Origin of the sequence: Sphingomonas swuensis (genome assembly GCF_039538045.1) — a bacterium.
GTDB lineage: Bacteria > Pseudomonadota > Alphaproteobacteria > Sphingomonadales > Sphingomonadaceae > Sphingomicrobium > Sphingomicrobium swuense.
Window position 1 is genome coordinate 2,437,910 of record NZ_BAABBQ010000001.1, and the last position, 22,819, is coordinate 2,460,728.

The window sequence follows — 22,819 nt, forward strand, 5'->3', positions numbered from 1 at the left end:
AGACCGTCGTGCGAATCCCGGGTTCAGCGGATTATCGCCGAACCGGGCTCTTACGGAGACGAAACGTCATGACGTCAGCGCCGGAGCGCCGTTCAGGCCGCCCGGTAGAAGATGTGGGCGCCGATCTTCTCGACCTTGGCGAGCCGCCGACCCCAGCTCGGAGCGACATAATCGGCATGGTACCACAGGACGTCGGAGGGTAGCGCGTCGGCGAAGTGGCCGGCGGCGATGCGGGTGATCGCCTGCGCATAGGCCCAGGCCGCGCTCTCGCGCTTGACGGCGGGCATGTGGCCCGAGCGCGGGTTGACGAAGCTGAACTGCCAGGGCTGCTTGACCACCTCGCACCAGCTCGCCGGATAGCGACCCGAAGCAGCGCGGTTCATGATGACCTCGGCCACCGCCAGCTGCCCGTCGAGCGGCTCGCCGCGGGCTTCATGGTAGACGGCGATGGCGACGCACTCTTCCTGCTCGGTCAGCGCGGCACCGGTCTGCTTGGCCCAGACCATCGGCCACAGGCCGGCATGGGTCACGGCCGGGCGGACCTCGGCGACACCGGCCGGCGGGTTGATCCCGGCAGTGGTCGGACGCGGCGTGGTCGAGAGCACCGCGGCGCGGCCGATGGGGCTCGGGGTGATCGATGCGGCGGTCGCGATCGTCGCGGTCGCCGGTGCGGGAACGAGGACGGTCGCGGCAGGGCGGACCGGGGCCAGCACCTTGCCGGCGGTGGCGGCGGGAGCAATCGTGCTCACCGGAATGGCGGAAATGGTCGCAAGCTGGGCCGAGGCCGGGCTCGCGACCCCCGCGAGCGTAAGACAAAAGGCAGCAATCGCGGGCGCACGGCCCAGCGCAAATCGCTTGGTCAAATTCTTCTCTATCCTGTGCGGGCGAAAATGACGGCGGCTTCACATGGCTCACTTGGAGCGTTGCGCCGTCTGTCCTCGTCCGTCTTGCCCTGGAACCGCTACGCCGGCTCCGTCGCTCTTAAACTGCTGATGATGCAGATACTGGCGGTTGGCAGGATTGAAACCCACCCGGGGGTGAACGGAGCGAGTCCTGCGGCCAGCTGCAGGAACAATTCTCGTTGCGGGACAGAGAGTTGACCAAACGAAAGGCTCCAGCGACGAACCGAAGTGGGTCGCTGGAGCCTTCCGTGGTGACTTGCCTGCGTTCGGCGAATCGGCGCCGGGGCATCTGCCCTGGTTAGGCTGCCTCGGCCTTGCGCGACTGCCGTTTGCGCTCGTGCGGATCGAGGTGACGCTTGCGCAGGCGGATGACCTTCGGGGTCACCTCGACCAGCTCGTCGTCCTGAATGTAGGCGATCGCCTGCTCCAGGGTCATCTTGCGCGGCGGAGTGAGGCGGATGCCCTCGTCCTTGCCGCTCGCCCGGAAGTTGGTCAGCTGCTTGGACTTCAAGGGATTGACCTCGAGATCCTGCGGCTTCGCATTTTCGCCGATGATCATGCCCTCGTAGAGGTCATCGTTGGGCGAGATGAACATGATCCCGCGCTCTTCGAGCATGTTGAGGGCGTAGGCCTGCGCCTTGCCCTTCTCCATCGAGATCAGGACGCCGTTCTGGCGGCCGGTGATCTGGCCCTTGTGCGGGCCATATTTCTCGAACAGCCGGTTCATGATCCCGGTGCCGCGAGTGTCCGACAGGAACTCGCCGTGATAGCCGATCAGCCCGCGCGAGGGCGCGCTGAAGGTGAGGCGGGTCTTGCCCGCGCCCGAGGGACGCATGTCGGTCATCTCGGCCTTGCGCTGGCTCATCTTCTCGACGACCGTTCCGCTGAACTCGTCGTCGACGTCGATCACGACCGTCTCGTACGGCTCCTCGCGACCGCCGGGGCCGTCCTGGAACAGCACGCGCGGACGGCTGATCGACAGCTCGAAGCCTTCGCGGCGGAGGGTCTCGATGAGGACGCCGAGCTGGAGCTCGCCGCGTCCGGCGACTTCATAGCTGTCATTGTCGTGGGCGACGGTGACGCGGATGGCGACATTGGTCTCCGCCTCGCGCTCGAGGCGCTCGCGGATGACCCGGCTCTGGACCTTGTCGCCGTCGCGCCCCGCATAGGGGCTGTCGTTGACCGCGAAGCTCATCGCGAGCGTCGGCGGATCGATCGGGCGCGCCTTGATCGGGGTGGTGACCATCGGGTTGGCGATCGTGTTCGACACGGTCGCGTTCATCAGGCCGGCGATGGCGATGATGTCGCCCGCCTGCGCCTGCTCCACGGCCACGCGCTCGAGGCCGTGGAAGGCGAAGATCTTGGTCGCGCGGCCTTCCTCGACCTTGTGGCCGTCGACGTCGAGCGCCCGGATCGGCTGGTTGATGTGGAGCGTGCCCGATTCGACTCGGCCGGTAAGGATTCGGCCGAGGAACGGGTCGCGGTCGAGCAGAGTGGCGAGCATCTTGAACTCGCCGTGGATCGGGAGGCCAGGCTCGGGGACATGGCTGACGATGGTCTCGAACAGCGGGGTGAGATCGCCGTCACGAACCGTGTCCTCGCGGCCGGCATAGCCATTGCGGCCCGAGGCGTAGAGCACCGGGAAGTCGAGCTGCTCGTCGTTGGCGTCGAGGCTGAGGAACAGGTCGAAGCATTCGTCGAGCACTTCGGCCGGACGGGCGTCGGGACGATCGATCTTGTTGACGACGACGATCGGCTTGAGGCCGAGGCCGAGCGCCTTGCCCGTGACGAACTTGGTCTGCGGCATCGGCCCTTCGGCGGCGTCGACCAGCAGGATCACGCCATCGACCATCGAGAGGATCCGCTCGACTTCGGCGCCGAAGTCGGCGTGGCCCGGGGTGTCGACGATGTTGATGCGGGTGTCGTTCCACTCGACCGAGGTGCACTTGGCGAGAATGGTGATCCCGCGCTCCTTCTCGAGGTCGTTCGAGTCCATCGCCCGCTCTTCGACGCGCTGGTTGTCGCGGAAGGTGCCGGACTGGCGGAAGAGCTGGTCAACGAGGGTCGTCTTGCCGTGATCGACGTGGGCGATGATCGCCACGTTGCGGAGGGTCATTAGCGATGTCCTTGGGAATAGGTTGCGGCGCCCGTAGCGGAATGGGCGCGTTTCAGCAATGGCAGCAGGAGAGATGATCATGCCGCAGGGCGACAAGAGCGCGTATACCGACAAGCAGCGGCGCAAGGCCGCCGAGATCGAGAAGGGCTATGAGGCGCAGGGCCGCTCGCCCGAAGAAGCCGAGCGGATCGCCTGGGCGACGGTCAACAAGCAGGACGGCGGCGGCAAGGAAACGGGCTCGGGCCGGGCCCGCAGCCGCTCGGAAGCGGCCAAGAAGGGTTGGGAGACTCGGCGCAGGCGGACCGCTAAGAAAAAAGGGTGAGCACCTCCCGCCGTCCCGCCCTTCCCCGTTCCGTCTGGATTCTCGGCCTCGTCAGCCTCTTCATGGACCTGTCGAGCGAGATCATCCACGCGCTGCTTCCGCTGTTCATCACGGTGACGCTCGGCGCCAGCGTGGTGGTGCTCGGCGCGATCGACGGGGTGGCGGAAGCGACCGCGAGCTTCGCCAAGCTTGCCGGCGGGCGGCTCAGCGACCGCAACCAGAAACGCAAGCCGTGGATCGTCGCGGGCTATGGCCTCGCCGCGCTGACCAAGCCGCTGATGGCGCTCGCCTCCACGCCGCTGACCGTTCTCGGCGCGCGCCTGCTCGACCGCACCGCCAAGGGCCTGCGCGGAGCGCCGCGTGATGCGCTCATCGCCGACGACACCCCGTCCGAGCAGCGCGGCGCCGCCTACGGGCTCCGCCAGAGCCTCGACACGATCGGTGCGCTGCTTGCGCCGCTCGCGGCGGCCGGGCTGATGATCTGGCTGGCGGGGGACATTCGAACCATCTTCTGGATCGCGGCCGTTCCCGCCCTCGTCGCGGTCGCCATCCTGATGCTGTTCCTCAAGGAGCCCGAGCGCCGGTCCGACAGCGGCAAGGTCCAGCCCCTGCTGTGGGGCTTCCGCGAGGTCGATCGCGCCAGCCGCCGGCTGATCCTCGTCGCCTTCCTCTTCACCCTCGCCCGCTTCTCCGAGAGCTTCCTCGTCCTCAAGGGAGCCGAAGCCGGCCTAACCCTGGCCACCGCGCCGCTGGTGCTGGTCGTGTTCAACCTGTCCTACGTCCTCCTTTCCTACCCGGCGGGCGCGCTCGGCGACCGCGCCGACCCGCGACTGATCCTGACTGGCGGGATCGCCCTGCTGATCCTCGGCAATCTGTTCCTCGCCTGGGGCGAGGGGCTTGCCGCGCTCACCCTCGGGGTCGCCTTGTGGGGCGCGCACATGGCGCTGACCCAGGGGCTGTTCGCCAAGCTCGTCGCCGATGCCGCTCCGGTGCATCTGAGGGCGACCACCTTTGGCCTGTTCCATGTCGCCACTGGGGTCGGCCTCCTTCTCGCCAGCCTCGGGGCCGGTCTTCTTTGGACCCGCGACGGCCCTTCCATGACCTTCCTCGCGAGCGCCGCCATCGCGGCCGCCGCGGGCGCTTTCCTGTGGCTCCTGCCAAGGGAGCAGACGCCATCGTCCTGAGTGCGTTTCCAGCGCCCGGCGCAGGCGCTATGACGGCGGTCATCTCATCGTCAGGGGGAAACATGATGAAGAGTGATGATCGCTTCGCGCCGCGGCCGCTGGCCAGATGGTATTGGGTCGGCGCGATTGCCGTTCTCCTGTTCATGCTGATGGGATGCGCCGGCTATCTCGTCAGCGTCTTCACGCCACTCGACCAGCTTCCCGCCGACCAGCGCGCGCTGATGGAGGCGCGACCCGTCTGGATGATCGCGGCTTATGCGATCGCGGTCTGGGTCGGGCTGCTCGGCGCGATCGCGCTGCTCGCCCGCCGCAAGGTCGCGGTGCCGTTGCTGCTGGTCTCGCTGGTCGGCGCCATCTTCACCTTCCTGCCCTACGCCGTCGTCCCGCGCGTCCGCGAGCTCGCGACCGAGAATGACGGCGCGGTGGGAATTGTCGTCACGGCTCTGGTGTGGACCAGCTTCTGGTTCGCGCGTCACAGCCAGCAGCGGGGTTGGCTGCGTTGAGTACCTATACGATCGACACCTCGACCAGCCGGGCGACCCCGTCGCCCGTTCCGGGCAAAAGGATGACCGTCCCCGCCCTCAAGGGCCGCAAGCAGGACGGGCGGACCGAGCAGCCGATCGTCATGCTCACCGCCTACACGATGCGGATGGCGCAGCTGCTCGACCCGCATTGCGACCTGCTGCTGGTCGGCGACAGCCTCGGCCAGGTCATCTACGGCCTGCCCTCGACCGTGCCGGTCACGCTCGAGATGATGTGCAACCACGGCGCCGCGGTGGTGCGCGGGAGCTGGCACGCGCTGGTAGCGGTCGACATGCCGTTCGGCAGCTACGAAGGCTCGCCCGAGCAGGCTTTCACCAGCGCGGCGCGGATCATGAAGGAGACGGGTTGCGCGGCGGTCAAGCTCGAGGGCGGCCGGGCGATCGCCCCGACCATCCGCTTCCTCACCGACCGCGGCATCCCGGTCATCGGCCATGTCGGCCTGACCCCGCAGGCGGTGAACGCGCTCGGCGGCTATGGCGCGCGCGGGCGAAGCGAGGCCGAGGCCGCCAAGATCCTCGACGATGCCAAGGGCGTGGCCGAGGCTGGCGCCTTCTGCGTGGTGCTCGAAGGCGTGATGGAGGAACTCGCCACCACCATCACCCGCGCCATTCCCGTGCCGAGCATCGGCATTGGCGCGTCGGCCGAATGCGACGGACAGGTGCTGGTGACCGAGGACATGCTCGGCCTGTTCGAGCGCACGCCGCGCTTCGTGAAGCGCTACGACGACCTCGCGACCCGCATCGGCAACGCGGTCGAGGCCTATGCCGGAGAGGTCCGTGCGCGCTCCTTCCCGACCGCCGACCAGACCTACCGGCCCAAGGCCTAGCCGCTCTTCGCAAAAGCGGTTAGACGCCCCAGCTTCAAGCTTGCGTTCATCAAATTCCGGCGAAGAGCGCCGGAACACTCACAAGGATCGACCTTCTTGGCACTGGCGCCCGGACAAACCAGCGAAAGCTTCATCAAGGAAGTCGACGACAACCTGCGCCGCAGCCAGGCGGAGGAATTCGCCAAGCGGTGGGGCAAGTGGCTGATCGCGCTCGCGGTGCTGATCCTGCTCGCGACCGGCGGCTACCTCTACTGGCGCAACCAGCAGGCGCAGCAGGCCGCCGCCAACAGCGAAGCGTTCAGCGCGATCCTCAATGACATCGGCCAGAACAAGAGCGGGGACGCGGGCAAGCGGCTCGAGACCATCGCCGGCAATGCCAATGACAGCATGGCCGCCGCCGCCCGCCTGACCCGCGCCGCGCTCTCCATCCAGGACGGCGACCGCGCGACGGCCATCGCCCAATATACGCAGGTGACCGACGATAGCGGCGCTCCGCAGGCCTATCGCGACGCAGCCCTCATCCGCCGCACCCAGCTCGAGTTCGACACCCTCAAGCCCGAGGACGTGATTGCCCGCATGCAGCCGCTCGCGGTCAAGGACGGTGCCTGGTTCGGCTCGGCGGCCGAGCTGACCGCGCTGGCGATGGTCAAGGCCAACCGCCGCAGCGAGGCCGCGCAGTTGCTCCGCGCCGTCGCCGCCGACAAGGACGTGCCCGCCACGATCAAGGCTCGCACCGCCGAGCTCGCCTCCAGTCTTTCCATCCCGGCCGCGCCTGCCGCCGCCGCTGCCCCGACCGCTCCCGCGGCCCGTTGAGGACCAACCCACGCCCATGATCCGCAAGCTCGTCACCCTGTCCATTGCCGCCTCGCTGCTCGCCGGCTGCAACGTGCTCAACAAGGCGCGCCCGAAGACTCCGGTCCTCGGCGACCGGGTCTCGGTCCTCTCGACCGATCCCGACGTCCAGGTCGACCCGGCCACGGCGGCGCTGCCCTTCGCGCTTCCTGCAGCCACCGCCAACGACAGCTGGAGCCAGCCCGGCGGAAGCCCGTCCAAGGCGGTCGGCCACCTCGCGCTCGGGACTGCGCTCAACACCGCCTGGTCGATCTCGACCGGCCAGGGCACGTCGCTCGACGCCCGCCTCGCCTCCGCTCCTGTGATTGCCGGTGGGACGGTCTACACGATCGACACCAACGCCACCGTCCGCGCCTTCGATGCGGCGACCGGCGGCCAGCGCTGGGCGGTGCAGTTCGGGACCGAGAAGGGCAACAATGCCTCGCTCTTCGGCGGCGGCGTGGCGGTCGAGGGCAACCGCGTCTACGCCACCAACGGCCTCGGCTTCGTCGCCGCGCTCGACACCCGCAACGGCGCGCGCGCCTGGCAGGTGCGTCCGGGCGGACCGCTTCGCGGCGCTCCCACCCTGGTTGGCGACACGCTCTACGTGATGAGCCAGGATAACCAGCTCTACAGCCTCAAGACCGCCGACGGGACGACCAACTGGTCGGCCACCGCCTCGGTCGAGATCGCCGGCGTGTTCGGCACCGGCGCCCCGGCCTTCGCGCAGGGCACCGTCGTCGCGGGCTTCAGCTCGGGCGAGCTCAACGCCTATCGCTACGAGAACGGCCGTGTGGTCTGGCAGGACGCGCTCGCCCGCACCTCCATCTCGACCAGCGTCGCCAACCTCAGCGACATCGACGCCTCGCCGGTGATCGACAACGGCCAGGTGTTCGCGCTCGGCCAGGGCGGACGGATGGTCGCGCTCGACCTCATCAGCGGTCAGCGCATCTGGGAGCTCAACCTCGCCGGGACCGCCACTCCGGCGATCGCGGGCGACTGGCTGTTCGCAGTGACCGACGATGCCAAGGTGATGGCGATCGCCCGCCAGACCGGCAAGATCCGCTGGATCAACCAGCTCCCGGCCTTCGCCAACGCCAAGGCAAAGCGCGGCCCCATCTCCTATGTCGGCCCGGTTCTGGCCGGCGGCCGCCTGGTGCTCGGCGGAAGCAACGGCGTGCTGGTCAACATCGACCCAGCAACCGGCGCTTTCCAGAGCCAGACCAACATAGGCGCGCCGATCAGCCTCAGCCCGGTCGTCGCTTCCAATACCCTCTACGTCCTTGACGACCGCGCGCGCCTGCACGCCTTTCGTTGATCAACCACCACCTTCCCTGCTGAGGGAGGGTGCAGCCGCGCTTCGCGGCTGACGGGGGGGTTCTCGGCCTTGGTCGAGGACCCCTCAGTCGCTTCGTGACGGCTTCCTCCAGGTGGGGAGCGGCGAAGTGGTCTAATTCCCATCACTCCGGTAAGAGACGCCCCATGCCCCTTCCCACCGTCGCCATCGTCGGGCGCCCGAACGTGGGCAAGTCGACCCTCTTCAACCGCCTCGTCGGCAAGCGCGTGGCGCTGGTCGACGACCGACCGGGCGTCACCCGCGACCGGCGGGTCGGCACCGCCCACCTCCTCGGGCTCGAGTTCCAGATCATGGACACCGCCGGCTTCGAGGACGAGGATCCCGCCAGCCTCCCCGGCCGGATGCGCCGCCAGACCGAGGCCGCGGTGCGCGAGGCCGACGCGGCGCTGTTCGTGATCGACGCGCGCGAAGGCGTCACTCCGCTCGACGAGGAAATTGCCCGCTGGCTGCGGGTCGAGGACACGCCGGTCATCGTCGCCGCCAACAAGGCCGAGGGCCGCGGCGGCGAGGCGGGCCGGCTCGAGGCTTTTTCGCTCGGTCTCGGCGAACCGATCGCGCTGTCGGCGGAACATGGCGAGGGCCTGGTCGACCTGTTCGAGCACCTCCGCCCGTTCGTCGAGCGCGAGGAAGTGGAGGAAGAGCAGCTCGACCCCGAGGATCCCGACCGCCCGCTCCACCTCGCCATCGTCGGTCGCCCGAACGCGGGCAAGTCGACGCTGGTCAACCGGATGCTCGGCGAAGACCGGATGATCACCGGACCCGAGGCCGGGATCACCCGCGACAGCATCAGCATCGACTGGGAATGGCAGGGTCGCAAGGTCAAGCTGGTCGACACCGCCGGCCTGCGCAAGCGGGCTAAGGTCGAGGACAAGCTCGAGCGGCTGTCGGTCCAGGACACCCGCCGTGCGATCGACATGGCGGAGGTCGTCGTCCTGCTGCTCGACGCCACCCGCGGCCTTGAGGTGCAGGATCTCAAGATCGCCAGCCAGGTGCTCGAGGAAGGCCGCGCGCTGGTCATCGCGCTGAACAAGTGGGACGTCGCCGAGCATGCCTCGTCGCTGTTCAACGGGGTCAAGGCCGCGCTCGTCGAGGGGCTGAGCCAGCTCAAGGACCCCGCGGTGCTGACCGTCTCGGCGGTCACCGGCAAGGGCATCGACCAGCTGCTCGGCGCCGCCTTCACCCTGCGCGAGGCGTGGAACCGCCGTACTTCCACCGGCGAGCTCAACCGCTGGTTCGAGCAGGCGGTCGAGACCAACCCCCCGCCCGCCCCCGGCGGCCGCCGGATCAAGCTGCGCTACATCACGCAGGTGAAGACCCGTCCGCCGAGCTTCGTCGTGTTCGGCACCCGCGTCGACCAGCTGCCCGAGAGCTACCGGCGCTACCTGCTCAACAGCCTGCGCAAATATTTCGATCTCGGCGCCGTCCCGCTCCGGATGACCCTGCGCGCCCCCAAGAACCCGTTCGACCGCTAACCCCGCCTTTACCTTCGCGGCACTAGAAGGAAGGCATGGGATCCGAGGATAATCAGGTCGAGCGTCCGGGCGGCGACGTCGTCGACTGGGCGCATTTCGAGAAGACTCGCGGGGAGCTCGGACCGGGCTTCATCCGCATCCTCTCCTATTTCCGCGAGGACGGGACCAAGTCTGTCGCCGCGATCGAGCAGGCGATGCACGACCAGAATACCGTGGCTCTGGTCATTCCCGCCCACACCATCAAGGGCGAGGCCCGCCAGTTCGGCGCCGAGCCGCTGGCCAGGATTGCCGAACTGATCGAGAGCACCGCGCGGCTGTGCATCGAGACCCGCCGCTTCCCCGACGAACTCATCCGCGACGTCGTCGAGCTGCGCAAGGTGTTCGAACGTACCATCGCCCTGTTCGACGAGGCGACCAATCCGCTCAAGAGCCGCCCCGGCGCGATGCCCGGAGGCTTCGGCCGCAAGGCCAACAATCAGAGCTTCGGCCGGATCTAGCCCGCGACGGCAGCTTGCCGGCGCATCGGCTCGAGCCGGGCGAAGGTCAGGCTCCGCCATGCCCATTCGAGCGGCCCGTAGCGGAAGCGATCGAGCCACGGCTTGGACCACAGCAGCATTGCCGCCCACGTCGCCAGCACCACGCCGGCGAGCTCCATGCGGCCGAGCGTCGAGAACAGCCCCAGCCCCCAGCCGTAGAAGATCGCGGTCATCACGATCGACGTCCCGAGATAGTTGCTGAAGGCGGCGCGCCCGGCGGCGGCGATCCGCCCGGTCAGCGCGCCGCCACGCCGGGTCGCGAGGATGATCAGGCAGGCGAAGGCGACGACCATCAGCGGCCGCACCGGCACCGTCGCCGCGAAGGCCCACATGAAGATCGCCGGCCCCGCCCACTCCGAGCGGAACAGGAAGCGCAGCGCCACGACATAGGCCGGAAGCGCGATCGCGAGGCCGATGAGCGCGGTGCGCCAGTAACGGCGATCCGCCCAGGCTCCGGTCAGCAGCCCGCTCTTCAGCGAGGCCATGCCGAGCAGCATGTAGGCCAGTGTCTCCCAGCCGACGCCGAACAGTCCGGCCAGCGGCATGAAGGCCTTCTCGGTGAACTGGTGGTGGACCAGGCTGGTCCACGGACCGAGGTAGAGCGCGATGGCCTCTGCCCGCCGTGCCGCGCTCGGCATGGCGATGTCGCGGGTCATCTCCTCCCACGACTTGAGCTGCTCGGCACTCGCCGTCCCGCCCGCGATCGCATCCTGGAGCGACAGCGAATAGAAGGTCATGCCGGCGAACAGCGCGAACTGGATCGCAAGCAGCACCACGGCGGCGATGACCAGCGCGCGCACCCCCGCATCGCGGAATGCCAGCGCGAGAAAGCCGACCAGCGCATAGGCGATCAGAATGTCGCCCCACCAGATGAAGAAGAAGTGCAGCGCGCCGAACAGCAGCAGCCACATCAGCCGCCGGCGGACCAGGTTGGGCGCCATCTTTTCCGACAGCAGCAGCAGCGAGGCCCCGAACAGGAAGGAGAACAGCCCGCGCATCTTGCCGTCGAACAGCAGGAATTGCCCGGCATAGGTAAGGAGGTCGTCGGTCCGCACCGCGACCGTCTGTGCCAGCGGATTGAAGTAGGCGGCGGGCACGTCCGCGAAGGCGACGATGTTCATCGCCAATATGCCCATCACCGCCACCCCGCGGACGATGTCGAGCGTGGCGATTCGCTCGCCTGAAGTCGTTGCCATGCCTAACCCCCCGTCACCCCGGACCTCATCCGGAGTCTGTCTCTTCGCAGTGAGTAGGAAGGCGGACGCCGGGTCAAGCCCGGCAAGACCGATGAGGGAAGAGCCTAATGCGCCTCGGCGGCGTTTGATTGCAGCTGGATGTAGTTGGGCAGGCCCATCCGCGCGATCATCTCGAACTGGGTCTCGAGAAAGTCGATATGGCCTTCCTCGTCGCGGAGAACCTCGGCGAACAGGTCGCGGCTGACATAGTCGCGCTTGTCGTCGCAGATCGCCACCGCCTCGCGGTACATCTTGGCCGCCTCATATTCGGCCTCGAGATCGGCCTTGAGGATCTCCTCGACCGTCTCCCCGACCCGCAGCCGTCCGAGCATCTGGAAGTTGGGCAGGCCCTCGAGGAACAGGATCCGCTCGGCGAAGCGGTCGGCATGCTTCATCTCGTCGATGCTCTCATGCTTCTCGTAGGCGGCGAGCTTGTGCACGCCCCAATTGTCGAGCAGCCGATAGTGCAGCCAATATTGGTTGATGGCGGTCAGTTCCGCCTTGAGCGCTTCGTTGAGCAGCTCGATGATCGTGGGGTCGCCCTTCATGGCGCGGCTTCTACTCCGTTGCGGCAATCAACCGAAGCGCGAACGACTTGCAAGAGTCGTTCGCAGAAAGGGAATGTCAGGCGGCGACCGCCGGCGGGTTGGCGGCGAGCGCGGCGCGTTCCTCGTTGATGATCGCGCGGGCGAAAGGCAGGCAGCTTCCGCACTTCGCCTTGGTGCCGCAGCGCGCATAGGCCTGGCCAACGGTGCACGCGCCGGTCCGTGCGGCTTCCCGCACCTTCTCCTCGCGAATCGCATTGCAGACGCAGACGATCATTAGCTTGTTGCTAATGGTAATGCGAAGCGTTCGCAAGAGCTTTGCTTTACTGCGCGGGTGAGAGGCTGGGGCTCTCTCGATCAGGCCCCCATCACCTGCACCATTCGCGCATGGTAGCTGCTGTCACCGAACAGCGAATCGAGCACCTTCGCCCGCTTCATGTAGAAGCCGATGTCATGCTCGTCGGTCATCCCGATGCCGCCGTGCATCTGGACGCCTTCCTGCACCGCCAGTGTCGCAACCCGCCCGGCCTTGGCCTTGGCGACGTGGCTCATGATCCCGGCCTTGTCGTCGCCCTTGTCGAGCAGTTCGGCCGCCTTCAGCGTCGCCGCGCGGGCGATCTCGATTTCGCCGAACAGGTGCGCGGCGCGGTGCTGGAGCACCTGGAACTCGCCGATCAGCTTTCCGAACTGCTTGCGCTGCCGAAGATAGTCGACGGTCATGGTCATCGCCCCGCCTGCCGCGCCGACCATCTCGGCGGCAGCGCCGGTGCGCCCGAGCCGCATCGCCCGGCGAAGCGGCTCCCAGCCGCCGTCCACCTCGCCGATCACCGCGTCGGCATCGACCGCGACCTTGTCGAAGGTCAGCCGAGCGGCCTTGCTGCTATCGGTGAGCGCGACATTCTCGACCGTCATTCCGGCCGCTTCGCGGGGCACCGCGAACAGGGTCAGCCCGTCGCTCTCGCCGGCCGAACCACTGGTGCGCGCCGCGACGAGGATGACGTCCGCCGAGGCGCCATGGACCACGAACTGCTTGGTGCCCGACAGCGCGAAGCCGTTGCCCGAGCGCTCGGCGCGCAGCGCGATCTGACGCGGGCGGTGGTGCGGGCCCTCGTCGACCGCGATCGCCGCGACCGTCTCGCCGGCAACGATGCCGGGGAACCAGTGCTTGCCCTGCTCCGTCCCCTTCATCGCCTCGACCGCGACCAGCGCGGTCGTCAGGAAGGGCGAGGGAGTGAGGTTGCGACCGACTTCCTCCATCACCAGCGCCGCCTCGGTCGCACCGAGGCCGAGCCCGCCCTCCGCTTCCGGAACCGCAAGGCCGGTCAGCCCGAGCTCGGCCATCTGCTTCCACAGGTCATGCCCGAACCCGTCCTTGCAGCCGATGTCTCGCCAGTGGCGCAACTGCTTCGCGATCGTGCCCTCCTCGGCGAGGAAGGACTTGGCCATGTCGGCGATCTGGCGCTGGTCGTCGGTAAGGATCATCGTTTCACAACTCTCGTTCGTCCTGAGCGAAGTCGAAGGACGTTTGGCGACGGTTCGTGGGGCCCTTCGACTTCGCTCAGGGCGAACGACCCCCCACAAATCTCCGGGAGGCTTACGCCCCCGGCAGCCGAAGGATGTGCTTGGCGACGATTCCGAGCTGGACCTCGCTGGTCCCGCCCTCGATCGAATTGGCCTTGGTCCGGAGCCATTCGCGCGGTGCCTTGCCGCCGCGCGACCGCTCGCTGTCCCATTCGAGCGCGTCGGAGCCGCCCGCCGCCATGATCAGCTCGTGGCGCTTCTTGTTCAGTTCGGTCCCGGCATATTTCATCATGCTCGGCATCGCCGGATGCGCTTCGCCGGCCTTCAGCTGGTCGATGAAATGCTCGCTCATCGCGGCGAAGGCGATCGCATCGACGTCGAACAGCGCGACCTCGGCGGCAAGCACCGGGTCGTCGATCTCGCCGAGGCTCGCGGCAAGCGTCCGCGACGAGCCCGAGCCCAGCCCCATGCCGCTGATCATCTCGCGCTCGTGTCCGAGAAGATATTTGGCGACGTCCCAACCCTTGTTCACCTCGCCGACGATCTGGTCCTTGGGCACCTTCACGTCGTCGAAGAAGGTCTCGCAGAAGGGCGAATAGCCGCTGATCAGCAGGATCGGCTTGGTCGAGACCCCCTCGCTCTCCATGTCGAACAGGAGGAAGCTGATCCCGCCATGCTTGCTCTCGGTCGAGGTCCGCACCAGGCAGAAGATCCAGTCGGCCTTGTCGGCATAGCTGGTCCATACCTTCTGGCCGTTGACCAGCCAGTGGTCGCCCTTGTCCTCGCAGCGGGTCTGCAGGCCCGCGAGGTCCGATCCCGCACCCGGCTCGGAATAGCCTTGGCACCAGCGGATCTCGCCGCGCGCGATCTCGGGCAGGAAGCGCGTCTTCTGCTCCTCGGTCCCATATTTCAGAAGCGCCGGCCCGAGCATCGAGATTCCGAAGCTCGACAGCGGGTTGCGCGCGCCGATCGCCTTCATCTCCTCGCGCAGCACCTTGGTCTCGGCGGGCGACAGACCGCCGCCGCCATAGGCAGCGGGCCAGTCGGGGACCGTCCAGCCCTTCTCGCCCATCACCCGGAGCCATTGCTCCTGCGCTTCGGACTGGAACTGGAAGTTGCGCCCGCCCCAGCAGGCGTCGTCCTCCGAGCGCATCGGGGTGCGCATCTCGGCCGGGCAGTTCGCCTCGAGCCAGCTGCGGGTCTCGGCGCGGAAGCTTTCGAGATCGGTCATCGCGGCTTGTCTCCTCTTGTGTCCCGTCCTAGCGCATTGCCAACTGAAGGAAATAGAGGAGCGCGCGCGTGGACTTCGACCTGACCGAAAGACAGGCTCACTTCCGGGATCGCGTTCGCGCTTTCGTCCAGAACCATGTCCGTCCCGCCGTGCCCGGCCTCGCCGCCGAGCTGAACAAGGGCGACCGCTGGCATCACCTCGAAGGACTCGAGCCGCTCAAGGCCAAGGCGCGTGCCGAAGGCCTGTGGAACCTGTTCATGCCGCCGGGCGGCGCGCTCCAGCATGTCGACGAGAGCTTCGCCTTCGAGGGCGAGCAGCTGACCAACCTCGAATATGCGCTGTGCGCCGAGGAGATGGGCCGGGTCGGCTTCGCTTCCGAGGTGTTCAACTGCTCGGCGCCCGACACCGGCAACATGGAAGTGCTCCACCGCTACGGCACCCGCGCGCAGAAGGACCAGTGGCTGGCGCCGCTCATGCGGGGCGAAATCCGCTCGGCCTTCCTGATGACCGAGCCCGCGGTCGCTTCGTCCGACGCGACCAACATCCAGTGCGAGATCGCCCGCGACGGTGACGACTATGTCATTAACGGCCGCAAGTGGTGGAGCTCGGGGGCCGGCGATCCGCGCTGCAAGGTCGCGATCGTCATGGGCAAGACCGACCCGGAAGCGCGCCGCCATGCCCAGCAGTCGATGATCCTCGTCCCGATGGATGCACCCGGCATCACCGTCGAGCGCGCGCTCACCGTCTACGGCTATGACGACGCGCCCCACGGCCACATGGAAATCGAGCTCAAGGACGTCCGCGTTCCCGCCGACAACCTCCTGCTCGGCGAAGGCCGCGGCTTCGAGATCGCGCAGGGCCGTCTCGGACCGGGCCGGATCCACCATTGCATGCGCACCATCGGCGCGGCCGAGGAAGCGCTCGAGCTGATGGTCCGCCGGATCCAGTCGCGCACCGCCTTCGGCAAGAAGATCGCCGAGCACAGCGTGTGGGAACAGCGCGTCGCCGAGGCTCGGATCGAGATCGACTGCACCCGCCTTCTCTGCCTCAAGGCCGCCGACCTGATGGACAAGGCCGGCAACAAGGCCGCCAAGGCCGAGATCGCGATGATCAAGGTCAAGGCGCCGCGCATGGCCCTGCAGATCATCGACGACGCCATCCAGGCGTTCGGCGGCATGGGCGTCAGCCAGGACACCAGCCTCGCCCACAGCTGGGCCGGCATCCGCACGCTGCGCCTCGCCGACGGCCCCGACGAGGTCCACAACCGCGCCATCGCGCTGATCGAATATGGCAAGCACCCGCCGCTCGATCCGCAGGTGCCTTGATCGCGAACCAACCTCGTTCGTGCTGAGCGAAGTCGAAGCACGTCCGCGCCAACGCCCTTGACCTGGCGGTCTCTTCGATCCGACTTGGCTCAGGGCGAACGGAGTTTGAGAATGAGCAGCTCTTTATTCGACCTTTCCGGCAAGACCGCCATCGTCACCGGCTCCTCGCGGGGCATCGGTCGAGCAATCGCCGAGGAAATGGCCGCGCACGGCGCCAACGTCGTCATCTCCAGCCGGAAGCAGGATGCCTGCGAGGAGGTCGCGGCGGCGATCAATGCCCGCGGCCAGGGCAAGGCGGTCGCCATCGCCGCCTCCATCTCCGACAAGGAGGCGCTGCGCGAGCTGATCGATCGCACCCGCGCCGAGCTCGGGCAGATCGACGTCCTCGTCTGCAACGCCGCCTCCAATCCCTATTACGGGCCGATGGGCGGGATCAGCGACGAGCAGTTCCGCAAGATCATGGACAACAATGTCCTCTCGAACCACTGGCTGACCAGCTTCGTCGCGCCCGAGATGGTCGAGCGCAAGTCGGGCTCGATCATCATCGTCTCATCGGTCGGCGGGATCACCAGCTCGACCGTGATTGGCGCCTACAACATCTCCAAGGCCGCCGACCTCCAGCTCGTCCGCAACCTCGCCGCCGAGTTCGGGCCCTCGAACGTCCGGGTCAACGCGATCGCGCCCGGCCTCGTCCGGACCGACTTCGCCCGCGCGCTGTGGGAGAATCCCGACATCCTCAAGTCGGTCACCAAGGTTTCGGCGCTGAAGCGCATCGGCGAGCCGCGCGAGATCGCCGGCGCCGCGCTGTTCCTCGCCAGCGACGCCGGCAGCTTCGTCACCGGCCAGACCCTGGTCGTCGACGGCGGCTCCACCTTCGGCGCGGGGTTCTGAGCCGATGAGCGTCGAGCCCGAGCACCGCCACCACCCTCGCCTCGAAGGCAAGGTGATCATCGTCACCGGCGCTGGCTCGGGCATTGGCAAGGCCAGCACCGCGCTGTTCCGCCAGCATGGCGCGACCGTCATCGCCGCCGACCTGCAGGGCGCCGACCACCGTGCCGATGCCGGCCGCGAGGAGGACGTCGCCGCGCTCGTCTCGATCGCCCGCGAACAGCATGGCGCGCTCCACGGCTTCTTCGCCAATGCCGGAATCTCGGGCGGTCTCGCCTCGATCTTCGAGCAGACGGTCGAGGACTGGACCGAGATCCTTCGGGTCAACCTCATCGGCCCGGCGCTCGCAATCAAGCATGCCGCGCCGATCATCAAGGAGCAGGGCGGCGGGTCGATCATCTGCACCGCCAGCGTCGCCGGGCTTCGCTCGGGTGCTGGCGGCGCGGCCTACAGCGCCTCCAAGGCGGGCGTCATCAGCCTGGTCAAGACCGCCGCCCAGCAGCTCGCGACCTCCAATGTCCGGGTCAATGCGATCTGCCCCGGCCTGATCGAGACCGGCATGACCGAGTTCGTCTACGAGCGCGCCCGCGCCAAGGGTCAGGAAGACCGCCTCGGCCATTTGAACCCGATGCGCCGCGGCGGCGTCCCCGACGAGATCGCCCATGCGGCGCTGTTCCTCGCCTCGGACGAGTCCTCCTACGTCAACGGCCACGCGCTCGTCGTCGACGGCGGCCTGTCCTCCTCGCATCCCTTCAACCGTCAGGATTATGGCCGCACGGCCATCTAGCCCATGGAGACCCAAGTGACCTCGCCCATCAGCACGCAGAAGCACGGCCACGTCCTCATCATCTCGTCGAACAACCCGCCGGTGAACGCGCTTGGCCATGCGGTGCGCGAAGGCCTCGTCCGCGGGATCGAGGAGGCCGACGCCTCCGACGAGATCAAGGCCGTGGTCATCATCGGCGAGGGCGCGACCTTCTTCGCCGGCGCCGACATCAGCGAGTTCGGCACCCCCAAGGCCTTCGCCCAGCCGATGCTTCCGCAGGTCGTCGACATCATCGAGAATTGTTCGAAGCCGGTGGTCGCCGCGATCCACGGCACCGCCTTGGGCGGCGGCCTCGAGGTCGCGCTCGCCTGCCATTATCGCTGTGCGGTCGCCTCGGCCAAGCTCGGCGTGCCCGAAGTGAAGCTCGGCCTCCTCCCCGGCGCCGGCGGCACCCAGCGACTGCCGCGCGTCGCGGGTGTCCACAAGGCGCTCGAGATGACCACCTCGGGCAATCCGATCGGCGCCCAGGAAGCGTTCGAGATCGGGCTCGTTGACCGGATGATCGAGGGCGATCTCCTCCAGCACGCCGTCGCCTACGCGACCGAAGTCGCCGAGGTCCGCCCGCTGCCCCGGTCCTCCGAGCGCCAAGACAAGATCGCCGAAGCCTCCCCGAGCGTGTTCGACGACTTCGTCGCCGCCAATCCGCGCACCTTCAAGGGCTTCGAAGCGCCCCGCAAGAACCTCGAGGCGGTCCGCGCCGCGGTCCAGCATCCCTATGCCGAGGGCGTCGCGGTCGAGCGCCAGCTGTTCATGGAGCTGATGAGCGGCACCCAGGCCAAGGCGCAGCAATATTTCTTCTTCGCCGAGCGCAAGGCGGCCAAGATCGAGGGCGTCGACGAGACCGTGAAGCCGCGCGAGATCCGCAAGGTCGGCGTGATCGGCGCCGGCACCATGGGCGGCGGCATCTCGATGAACTTCCTCACCGCCGGCATCCCGGTGACGATCGTCGAGACCGCGCAGGAGGCGCTCGACCGCGGCACCGGCGTCATGCTCAAGAACTACCAGGCGAGCGCCAAAAAGGGCCGCTTCACCGAAGAGCAGGTCGGCCACATGATGGGCCTGCTCAACCCCACGCTCGACTTCGACGCGCTGGCCGACTGCGACCTCGTGATCGAGGCGGTGTTCGAGCAGATGGAGATCAAGAAGGAGATCTTCGCCCGGCTCGACAAGGTGGTAAAGCCCGGCGCGATCCTCGCGTCGAACACCAGCTACCTCAACATCGACGAGATCGCCGCGGCCACCAGCCGGCCGCAGGACGTGGTCGGGCTCCACTTCTTCTCGCCCGCCAACGTGATGAAGCTGCTCGAAGTGGTGCGCGGCGCCAAGACCGCCGACGACGTGCTGGTCACCGCCATGGCGCTCGCCAAGAAGATCCGGAAGGTCGCCGTCGTGGCGGGCGTCTGCTACGGCTTCATCGGCAATCGCATGCTGATCCCGCGCCAGACCGAGGCGACCAAGCTCCTCCTCGAGGGCGCCACCCCGGCGCAGATCGACAAGGTCCACACCGACTTCGGAATGCCGATGGGCCCCTTCCAGATGGCCGACCTCGCCGGGGTCGACATCGGCTGGCACCGCGACGTCAACCGGATCGAGAACATCCGCGACGCGCTCGCCGCTGAAGGCCGCTGGGGCCAGAAGAAGCAGGCCGGCTTCTACGATTATGACGAGAAGCGCCGTCCTTCGGAAAGCGCCCGGGTTGCCGAGATCATCGAGGACTTCCGCGGCAAGGCCGGGGTTCAGAAGCGCGAGATCAGCGACGAGGAGATCGTCCAGCGGACCCTCTACACGATGGTCAACGAGGGCGCGAAGATCCTCGAGGAGGGCATGGCCCAGCGCGCGTCCGACATCGATGTCGTATGGATCTACGGCTATGGCTGGCCGGTCTACCGCGGCGGCCCAATGCACTGGGCCGACAGCGAAGGGCTGCAGAAGATCGTCGATGGGCTCAAGGCCGCCGCCCCGCACATGGGTGACGATTTCACCTTCAGCCAATTGCTGCTGGACAAGGCCGGAAAAGGCGAGAAGTTTACCGCTCGCTAGGGGTAGCGGAACATAGGGGGTAGCGTCAGTGGGGGCGTCGGACGAACTTCTTCGCGAAGCCGAACTCGCCTTCCTCAACGCCCCCTTCCGCGATGGCGGCTGGCAGGAGGCGATCGCCCTCCTGGCGGTCGCCACCGGCAGCCGCACCGCGCAGCTGCTCGGCATCGGTGGCCCGCTCCAGCTTTCGCTCAACATCCTCAGCGACACGCCGACCGATCCGCATCGGCACCTCGGCAATCCGCTGCTCCACGGCCCCGCCAACTGGCGGATCGGCGTCACCGACCGGCCGATGCAGCTCCGCCACGAGCGGCACTATGCCGCTTATCGCGGAGCGCAGGACACCTCCTACTACGACGACGCCTGCAGCGATCTCGACATCCCGTTCGGCTGCCAGATGCCGCTGCTGCTCGATTCGGACGGCCTGCTCGGCATGGCGCTGCTTCGCTCGTCGCGCGAAGGACCCTGCGACGCGGTGGTGCTCGAGCGCTTCTCCAGGCTGGCCCGCTCGGCGCAGCGCGCGGTCCGAGTCGAGCTCGCACTTGGCCAGGAAATGGCGGAGACCATGCTCTCGGGCCTCGGCGGCCGCAACGAGGCGACCATCCTGCTCGACCGCTACGGCCAGCTCGCTGCGCTGACCGAGTCCGCCGAACGATTGTTCGACCATCCCGCCGGTCTGGTCCTCGACGGGCAGCGGTTGCGGCTCGCCAACCGCCACGAGGATCGCCATCTCGGCAACGCCCTCGCCCGGCTGCTGGCGAGCGACGGGGTGAACGGGCCGATGCTTCATCAATGCCGCATCGGCCGCTCGGCGGAAGCGCCGCGGGGGCACTGGCGGCTGGTGATCGTCCGCCTTCCCGCAGTCGCCCACGGTTTCGGCTTCGAACCCCAGCTTGCCCTTACCCTGCTTCCGCTCTGACCTACTTGGCCTTGTAGAGCACCTCGCCGCGGCGGCTGCTCAGCAGCAGCTTGAAGCTGACCGGGTGGAAATAGGCCTCGACCCGATTGCCCTTGGGATCGGTGCCGTAGACTTCGTAGCAGCCGCCATCGACCTTGGCCTTGCGCACCTGCCAGCCCTGCTTGACGAGGCTCGCCTGCAGGCTCTCCATACTCTTCCACTGCGCCTGCGGGGCATTGCAGGTCATCTTGCCGGTGGCGGCGGCGGGAACGGCGGCGAGCAGGCCGAGCGAAAGGCCGCCGGCGAGAATGAACGAACGGATCATGCAACACTCCTTGGGTTGGAACGGTAGTGACGGGCCACCCGCATCGCCTGGAGCAATGCGAGGGGAATGAAGTGGGCGAGCGCGGCGGCGAGGCCGTCGTGGACCAGCGCCCAGTGGACGAGGGTGAGGATCGCGGCCGGATAGGCGAGCCGCTGGAGCTTCTTCCAGCCCGAGCGAAGAAGCCGCATCGCCGCATCGTTGCTGGTGAGCCCGAGCGGCAGCAGCAGCAGCAGCGCGAGCCACCCGCTCCAGATCGCCGGCGCGCCGAGCTCGGCCCACATCGCGGCGAGCGTCTCCATGTCGAGCACATAGGCCACGAGATGCGCCAGCGCGTAGAGAAAGCCCGCGACGCCCAGCGCACGCCGGTGCCGCGCAAGAAAACGCATCGCGCGCGCCTCGGGCCACAGCTGCCGCAGCGGGGTGACCATCAGCGCCAGGATGATGAAGCGCGCCGACCATTCGCCGGTCGGATGAAGAAGGTCGCCCGGCCACGCCTCGGGAGTCAGCGCATAACGGAGCAGCGCCGCACCAAGCGGGAGCGAAAGAAGCAGCCAGAAGAAGAGCTTGCCGCGGGACACGAAACCCCGCTAGCGTTCTTGCGAACGCGTCGCAATAGCAAATCGATCGATGAGGGCGTTCAGCCCTCGATCACCACCTCGGTGCCGTTGGTGGTCAGCCCGTACAGTTTCTTGGCGAATTCGAGCGGCAGCCGGACGCAGCCGTGGCTCGCCGGATAGCCGGGCAGCGCGCCGGCGTGGAAGGCGATCCCCATCGGGTCGTACATCTGCATGTAGGGCATCGGCGCATTGTCATACTTGCGGCTGAAACCCTTCACCTGCTTGCGGAACACCTTCCAGTAGCCGAGCGGGGTTTCCTTGCCCTTCTTGCCCGACGAGATGGTCGTCACCCCCACCAGCGTGTCGCCCTTGTAGACGAACATCAGCTGCTGCATCCGGTCGATGATCACCCTCGCCGGCGCATCGGGAATGGTCGTCGCCCAGCGATACTGGCCCGGCTTCATCGCCACCGTCCCGAACAGCGCCTGCGCCTCCTTGGTCGCCCTTGGCGCATGACCATGGGTCCACTCGTACGGCAGCTGCGCCTGGGCGACCGGAACGGCATTGCCCGTCCCGGCCTGCTTCGGGGCAGTGGCGCAGGAGGCAAGCAGCCCTGCGGTCAAGGCAAGGGCGGCGAGTCGAAGGCGGGCGATGCTGGTCATCGCGCATCCACAATCCACTGGCGGCATGGCGTCAAGTCACCGGTATATGGTGGTTTAATTTCCAGGCGCTTGAGAAACTTCTGGTTTGCCGGCGACCGGACTGACACATTTGCCGCCATGAGCCTCCTCCTCGCTTCGCTGCTGGCGGTCGTCCAGGCCGATTCCGTTTCGCTCAGCCCAAGCTGGGCGACGATCGGCCGCAATCCGGCGCTTCGCCGATCGAAGGAGACGGTGGAGATCGGCACCATCGCCGGAACCCGGCCCGGAGGAATCCGCTACTGGATGCGCCGCACCTACACCGAGCGCGGCACGACGTCCGTCGGCTGGACCACCACCGCCGACTGCCCCGGCTCGCGCGAGCTGATCGGAACGATGGAGCAGATCACCGCCGGTCCCGACGTTCCCGGCCAGGGACGGGAAAGCCCATGGCTCATCCTAGACGGGGTCGGCTACAGCCTCGACGCTCCCGGCCGGATCGGCGACGGAGGCACCCGCTTCCGCATCACCAGCAACGTCCGGACCCCGCTCGCCGCCTGGATCGACCGCCTGCTCGCTGCGCTCCAGCCCTGCTGGAAACCCGAAGCGCCGGGCAACACGCGCTTCGTGCCTCCGCTGGACGAGGCGGGGCGGCGCTGAGCCTTACGGCCTGACGGCCGAGTGAGCCGGCAATCAGCGTCCCC

At 67.6% G+C, this 22,819-nt stretch carries 24 protein-coding genes; 14 read left to right on the forward strand and 10 right to left on the reverse strand.

What is annotated here, in order from left to right; genetic code table 11:
- Positions 1-92: 92 nt before the first annotated feature.
- On the reverse strand, positions 93-863 hold the full coding sequence (locus ABD727_RS12205; RefSeq protein WP_344707657.1) for a cell wall hydrolase: 771 nt from the start codon (positions 861-863) through the stop codon (positions 93-95).
- A 337-nt stretch (positions 864-1,200) separates the two neighbouring features.
- Positions 1,201-3,018, reverse strand: a complete 1,818-nt coding sequence (gene typA, locus ABD727_RS12210) for a translational GTPase TypA (RefSeq protein WP_344707658.1) — start codon at positions 3,016-3,018, stop codon at positions 1,201-1,203.
- Between the two features lie 79 nt (positions 3,019-3,097).
- Between typA and ABD727_RS12215 the strand changes: the two genes are divergently transcribed.
- From ABD727_RS12215 to ABD727_RS12250, 8 genes are all read left to right on the forward strand, one after another.
- Positions 3,098-3,340 carry a plasmid stabilization protein gene (locus tag ABD727_RS12215; RefSeq protein WP_344708079.1) on the forward strand — a complete coding sequence of 81 codons (243 nt, stop codon included), beginning with the start codon at positions 3,098-3,100 and terminating at the stop codon, positions 3,338-3,340.
- Complete coding sequence (locus ABD727_RS12220) at positions 3,337-4,524, forward strand: MFS transporter (RefSeq protein ID WP_344707659.1); 1,188 nt, start codon at positions 3,337-3,339, stop codon at positions 4,522-4,524. The genes ABD727_RS12215 and ABD727_RS12220 overlap by 4 nt, the downstream gene beginning before the upstream one ends.
- 65 nt (positions 4,525-4,589) lie before the next feature.
- Entirely contained in the window at positions 4,590-5,027 is a 438-nt protein-coding gene (locus tag ABD727_RS12225) for a hypothetical protein (RefSeq protein ID WP_344707660.1), read from the forward strand.
- Positions 5,024-5,893 carry a 3-methyl-2-oxobutanoate hydroxymethyltransferase gene (panB, locus tag ABD727_RS12230; RefSeq protein ID WP_344707661.1) on the forward strand — a complete coding sequence of 290 codons (870 nt, stop codon included), beginning with the start codon at positions 5,024-5,026 and terminating at the stop codon, positions 5,891-5,893. The genes ABD727_RS12225 and panB overlap by 4 nt, the downstream gene beginning before the upstream one ends.
- Before the next feature lie 96 nt (positions 5,894-5,989).
- On the forward strand, positions 5,990-6,706 hold the full coding sequence (locus ABD727_RS12235) for a tetratricopeptide repeat protein (RefSeq protein ID WP_344707662.1): 717 nt from the start codon (positions 5,990-5,992) through the stop codon (positions 6,704-6,706).
- Between the two features lie 16 nt (positions 6,707-6,722).
- Positions 6,723-8,042 (forward strand): outer membrane protein assembly factor BamB family protein, encoded by a 1,320-nt coding sequence (locus ABD727_RS12240; protein ID WP_344707663.1) that lies wholly within the window; start codon positions 6,723-6,725, stop codon positions 8,040-8,042.
- Between the two features lie 164 nt (positions 8,043-8,206).
- Complete coding sequence (gene der / locus ABD727_RS12245) at positions 8,207-9,553, forward strand: ribosome biogenesis GTPase Der (RefSeq protein ID WP_344707664.1); 1,347 nt, start codon at positions 8,207-8,209, stop codon at positions 9,551-9,553.
- Between the two features lie 35 nt (positions 9,554-9,588).
- Complete coding sequence (locus ABD727_RS12250; RefSeq protein WP_344707665.1) at positions 9,589-10,050, forward strand: Hpt domain-containing protein; 462 nt, start codon at positions 9,589-9,591, stop codon at positions 10,048-10,050.
- Here the strand turns inward: ABD727_RS12250 and ABD727_RS12255 are convergent.
- The 5 genes from ABD727_RS12255 to ABD727_RS12275 all read right to left on the reverse strand — a co-directional run bounded on the left by ABD727_RS12255 (position 10,047) and on the right by ABD727_RS12275 (position 14,621).
- Positions 10,047-11,285 carry a DUF418 domain-containing protein gene (locus tag ABD727_RS12255; RefSeq protein WP_344707666.1) on the reverse strand — a complete coding sequence of 413 codons (1,239 nt, stop codon included), beginning with the start codon at positions 11,283-11,285 and terminating at the stop codon, positions 10,047-10,049. The genes ABD727_RS12250 and ABD727_RS12255 overlap by 4 nt on opposite strands.
- 104 nt (positions 11,286-11,389) lie before the next feature.
- The gene (bfr, locus tag ABD727_RS12260) at positions 11,390-11,872 is read right to left on the reverse strand and encodes a bacterioferritin (RefSeq protein ID WP_344707667.1); all 483 of its coding nucleotides are present in this window, start codon (positions 11,870-11,872) and stop codon (positions 11,390-11,392) included.
- Positions 11,873-11,948: 76 nt separating this feature from the next.
- Positions 11,949-12,146: a (2Fe-2S)-binding protein gene (locus ABD727_RS12265; protein ID WP_344707668.1), complete on the reverse strand. Its 198-nt coding sequence runs from the start codon at positions 12,144-12,146 to the stop codon at positions 11,949-11,951.
- Positions 12,147-12,226: 80 nt separating this feature from the next.
- Positions 12,227-13,351: an acyl-CoA dehydrogenase family protein gene (locus tag ABD727_RS12270; protein WP_344707669.1), complete on the reverse strand. Its 1,125-nt coding sequence runs from the start codon at positions 13,349-13,351 to the stop codon at positions 12,227-12,229.
- Between the two features lie 112 nt (positions 13,352-13,463).
- Positions 13,464-14,621 carry an acyl-CoA dehydrogenase family protein gene (locus ABD727_RS12275; protein WP_344707670.1) on the reverse strand — a complete coding sequence of 386 codons (1,158 nt, stop codon included), beginning with the start codon at positions 14,619-14,621 and terminating at the stop codon, positions 13,464-13,466.
- 68 nt (positions 14,622-14,689) lie between these two features.
- On the opposite strand from ABD727_RS12275, the gene ABD727_RS12280 reads away from it, so the two are divergent.
- The 5 genes from ABD727_RS12280 (at position 14,690) to ABD727_RS12300 (ending at position 20,616) form a co-directional block, all read left to right on the forward strand.
- Entirely contained in the window at positions 14,690-15,946 is a 1,257-nt protein-coding gene (locus ABD727_RS12280) for an acyl-CoA dehydrogenase family protein (protein WP_344707671.1), read from the forward strand.
- Between the two features lie 111 nt (positions 15,947-16,057).
- Positions 16,058-16,837, forward strand: coding sequence for an SDR family NAD(P)-dependent oxidoreductase (locus ABD727_RS12285; protein WP_344707672.1), 780 nt, complete (start codon positions 16,058-16,060; stop codon positions 16,835-16,837).
- 4 nt (positions 16,838-16,841) lie between these two features.
- The gene (locus ABD727_RS12290) at positions 16,842-17,621 is read left to right on the forward strand and encodes an SDR family NAD(P)-dependent oxidoreductase (protein ID WP_344707673.1); all 780 of its coding nucleotides are present in this window, start codon (positions 16,842-16,844) and stop codon (positions 17,619-17,621) included.
- Positions 17,622-17,624: 3 nt separating this feature from the next.
- Complete coding sequence (locus ABD727_RS12295; RefSeq protein WP_344707674.1) at positions 17,625-19,700, forward strand: 3-hydroxyacyl-CoA dehydrogenase NAD-binding domain-containing protein; 2,076 nt, start codon at positions 17,625-17,627, stop codon at positions 19,698-19,700.
- 28 nt (positions 19,701-19,728) lie between these two features.
- Positions 19,729-20,616 (forward strand): hypothetical protein, encoded by an 888-nt coding sequence (locus ABD727_RS12300; RefSeq protein ID WP_344707675.1) that lies wholly within the window; start codon positions 19,729-19,731, stop codon positions 20,614-20,616.
- A gap of 1 nt (position 20,617) precedes the next feature.
- Here the strand turns inward: ABD727_RS12300 and ABD727_RS12305 are convergent, their stop codons facing one another.
- The 3 genes from ABD727_RS12305 to ABD727_RS12315 are packed head-to-tail and all read right to left on the reverse strand — an operon-like array spanning position 20,618 to position 22,139.
- Positions 20,618-20,920 carry a PepSY domain-containing protein gene (locus ABD727_RS12305; RefSeq protein WP_344707676.1) on the reverse strand — a complete coding sequence of 101 codons (303 nt, stop codon included), beginning with the start codon at positions 20,918-20,920 and terminating at the stop codon, positions 20,618-20,620.
- Entirely contained in the window at positions 20,917-21,498 is a 582-nt protein-coding gene (locus ABD727_RS12310) for a ferric reductase-like transmembrane domain-containing protein (RefSeq protein WP_344707677.1), read from the reverse strand. Before ABD727_RS12310 ends, ABD727_RS12305 begins: the two co-directional genes overlap by 4 nt.
- A gap of 59 nt (positions 21,499-21,557) precedes the next feature.
- Complete coding sequence (locus ABD727_RS12315) at positions 21,558-22,139, reverse strand: L,D-transpeptidase family protein (protein ID WP_344707678.1); 582 nt, start codon at positions 22,137-22,139, stop codon at positions 21,558-21,560.
- 117 nt (positions 22,140-22,256) lie between these two features.
- Between ABD727_RS12315 and ABD727_RS12320 the strand changes: the two genes are divergently transcribed.
- The gene (locus ABD727_RS12320) at positions 22,257-22,775 is read left to right on the forward strand and encodes a hypothetical protein (protein ID WP_344707679.1); all 519 of its coding nucleotides are present in this window, start codon (positions 22,257-22,259) and stop codon (positions 22,773-22,775) included.
- Positions 22,776-22,819 lie beyond the last annotated feature (44 nt).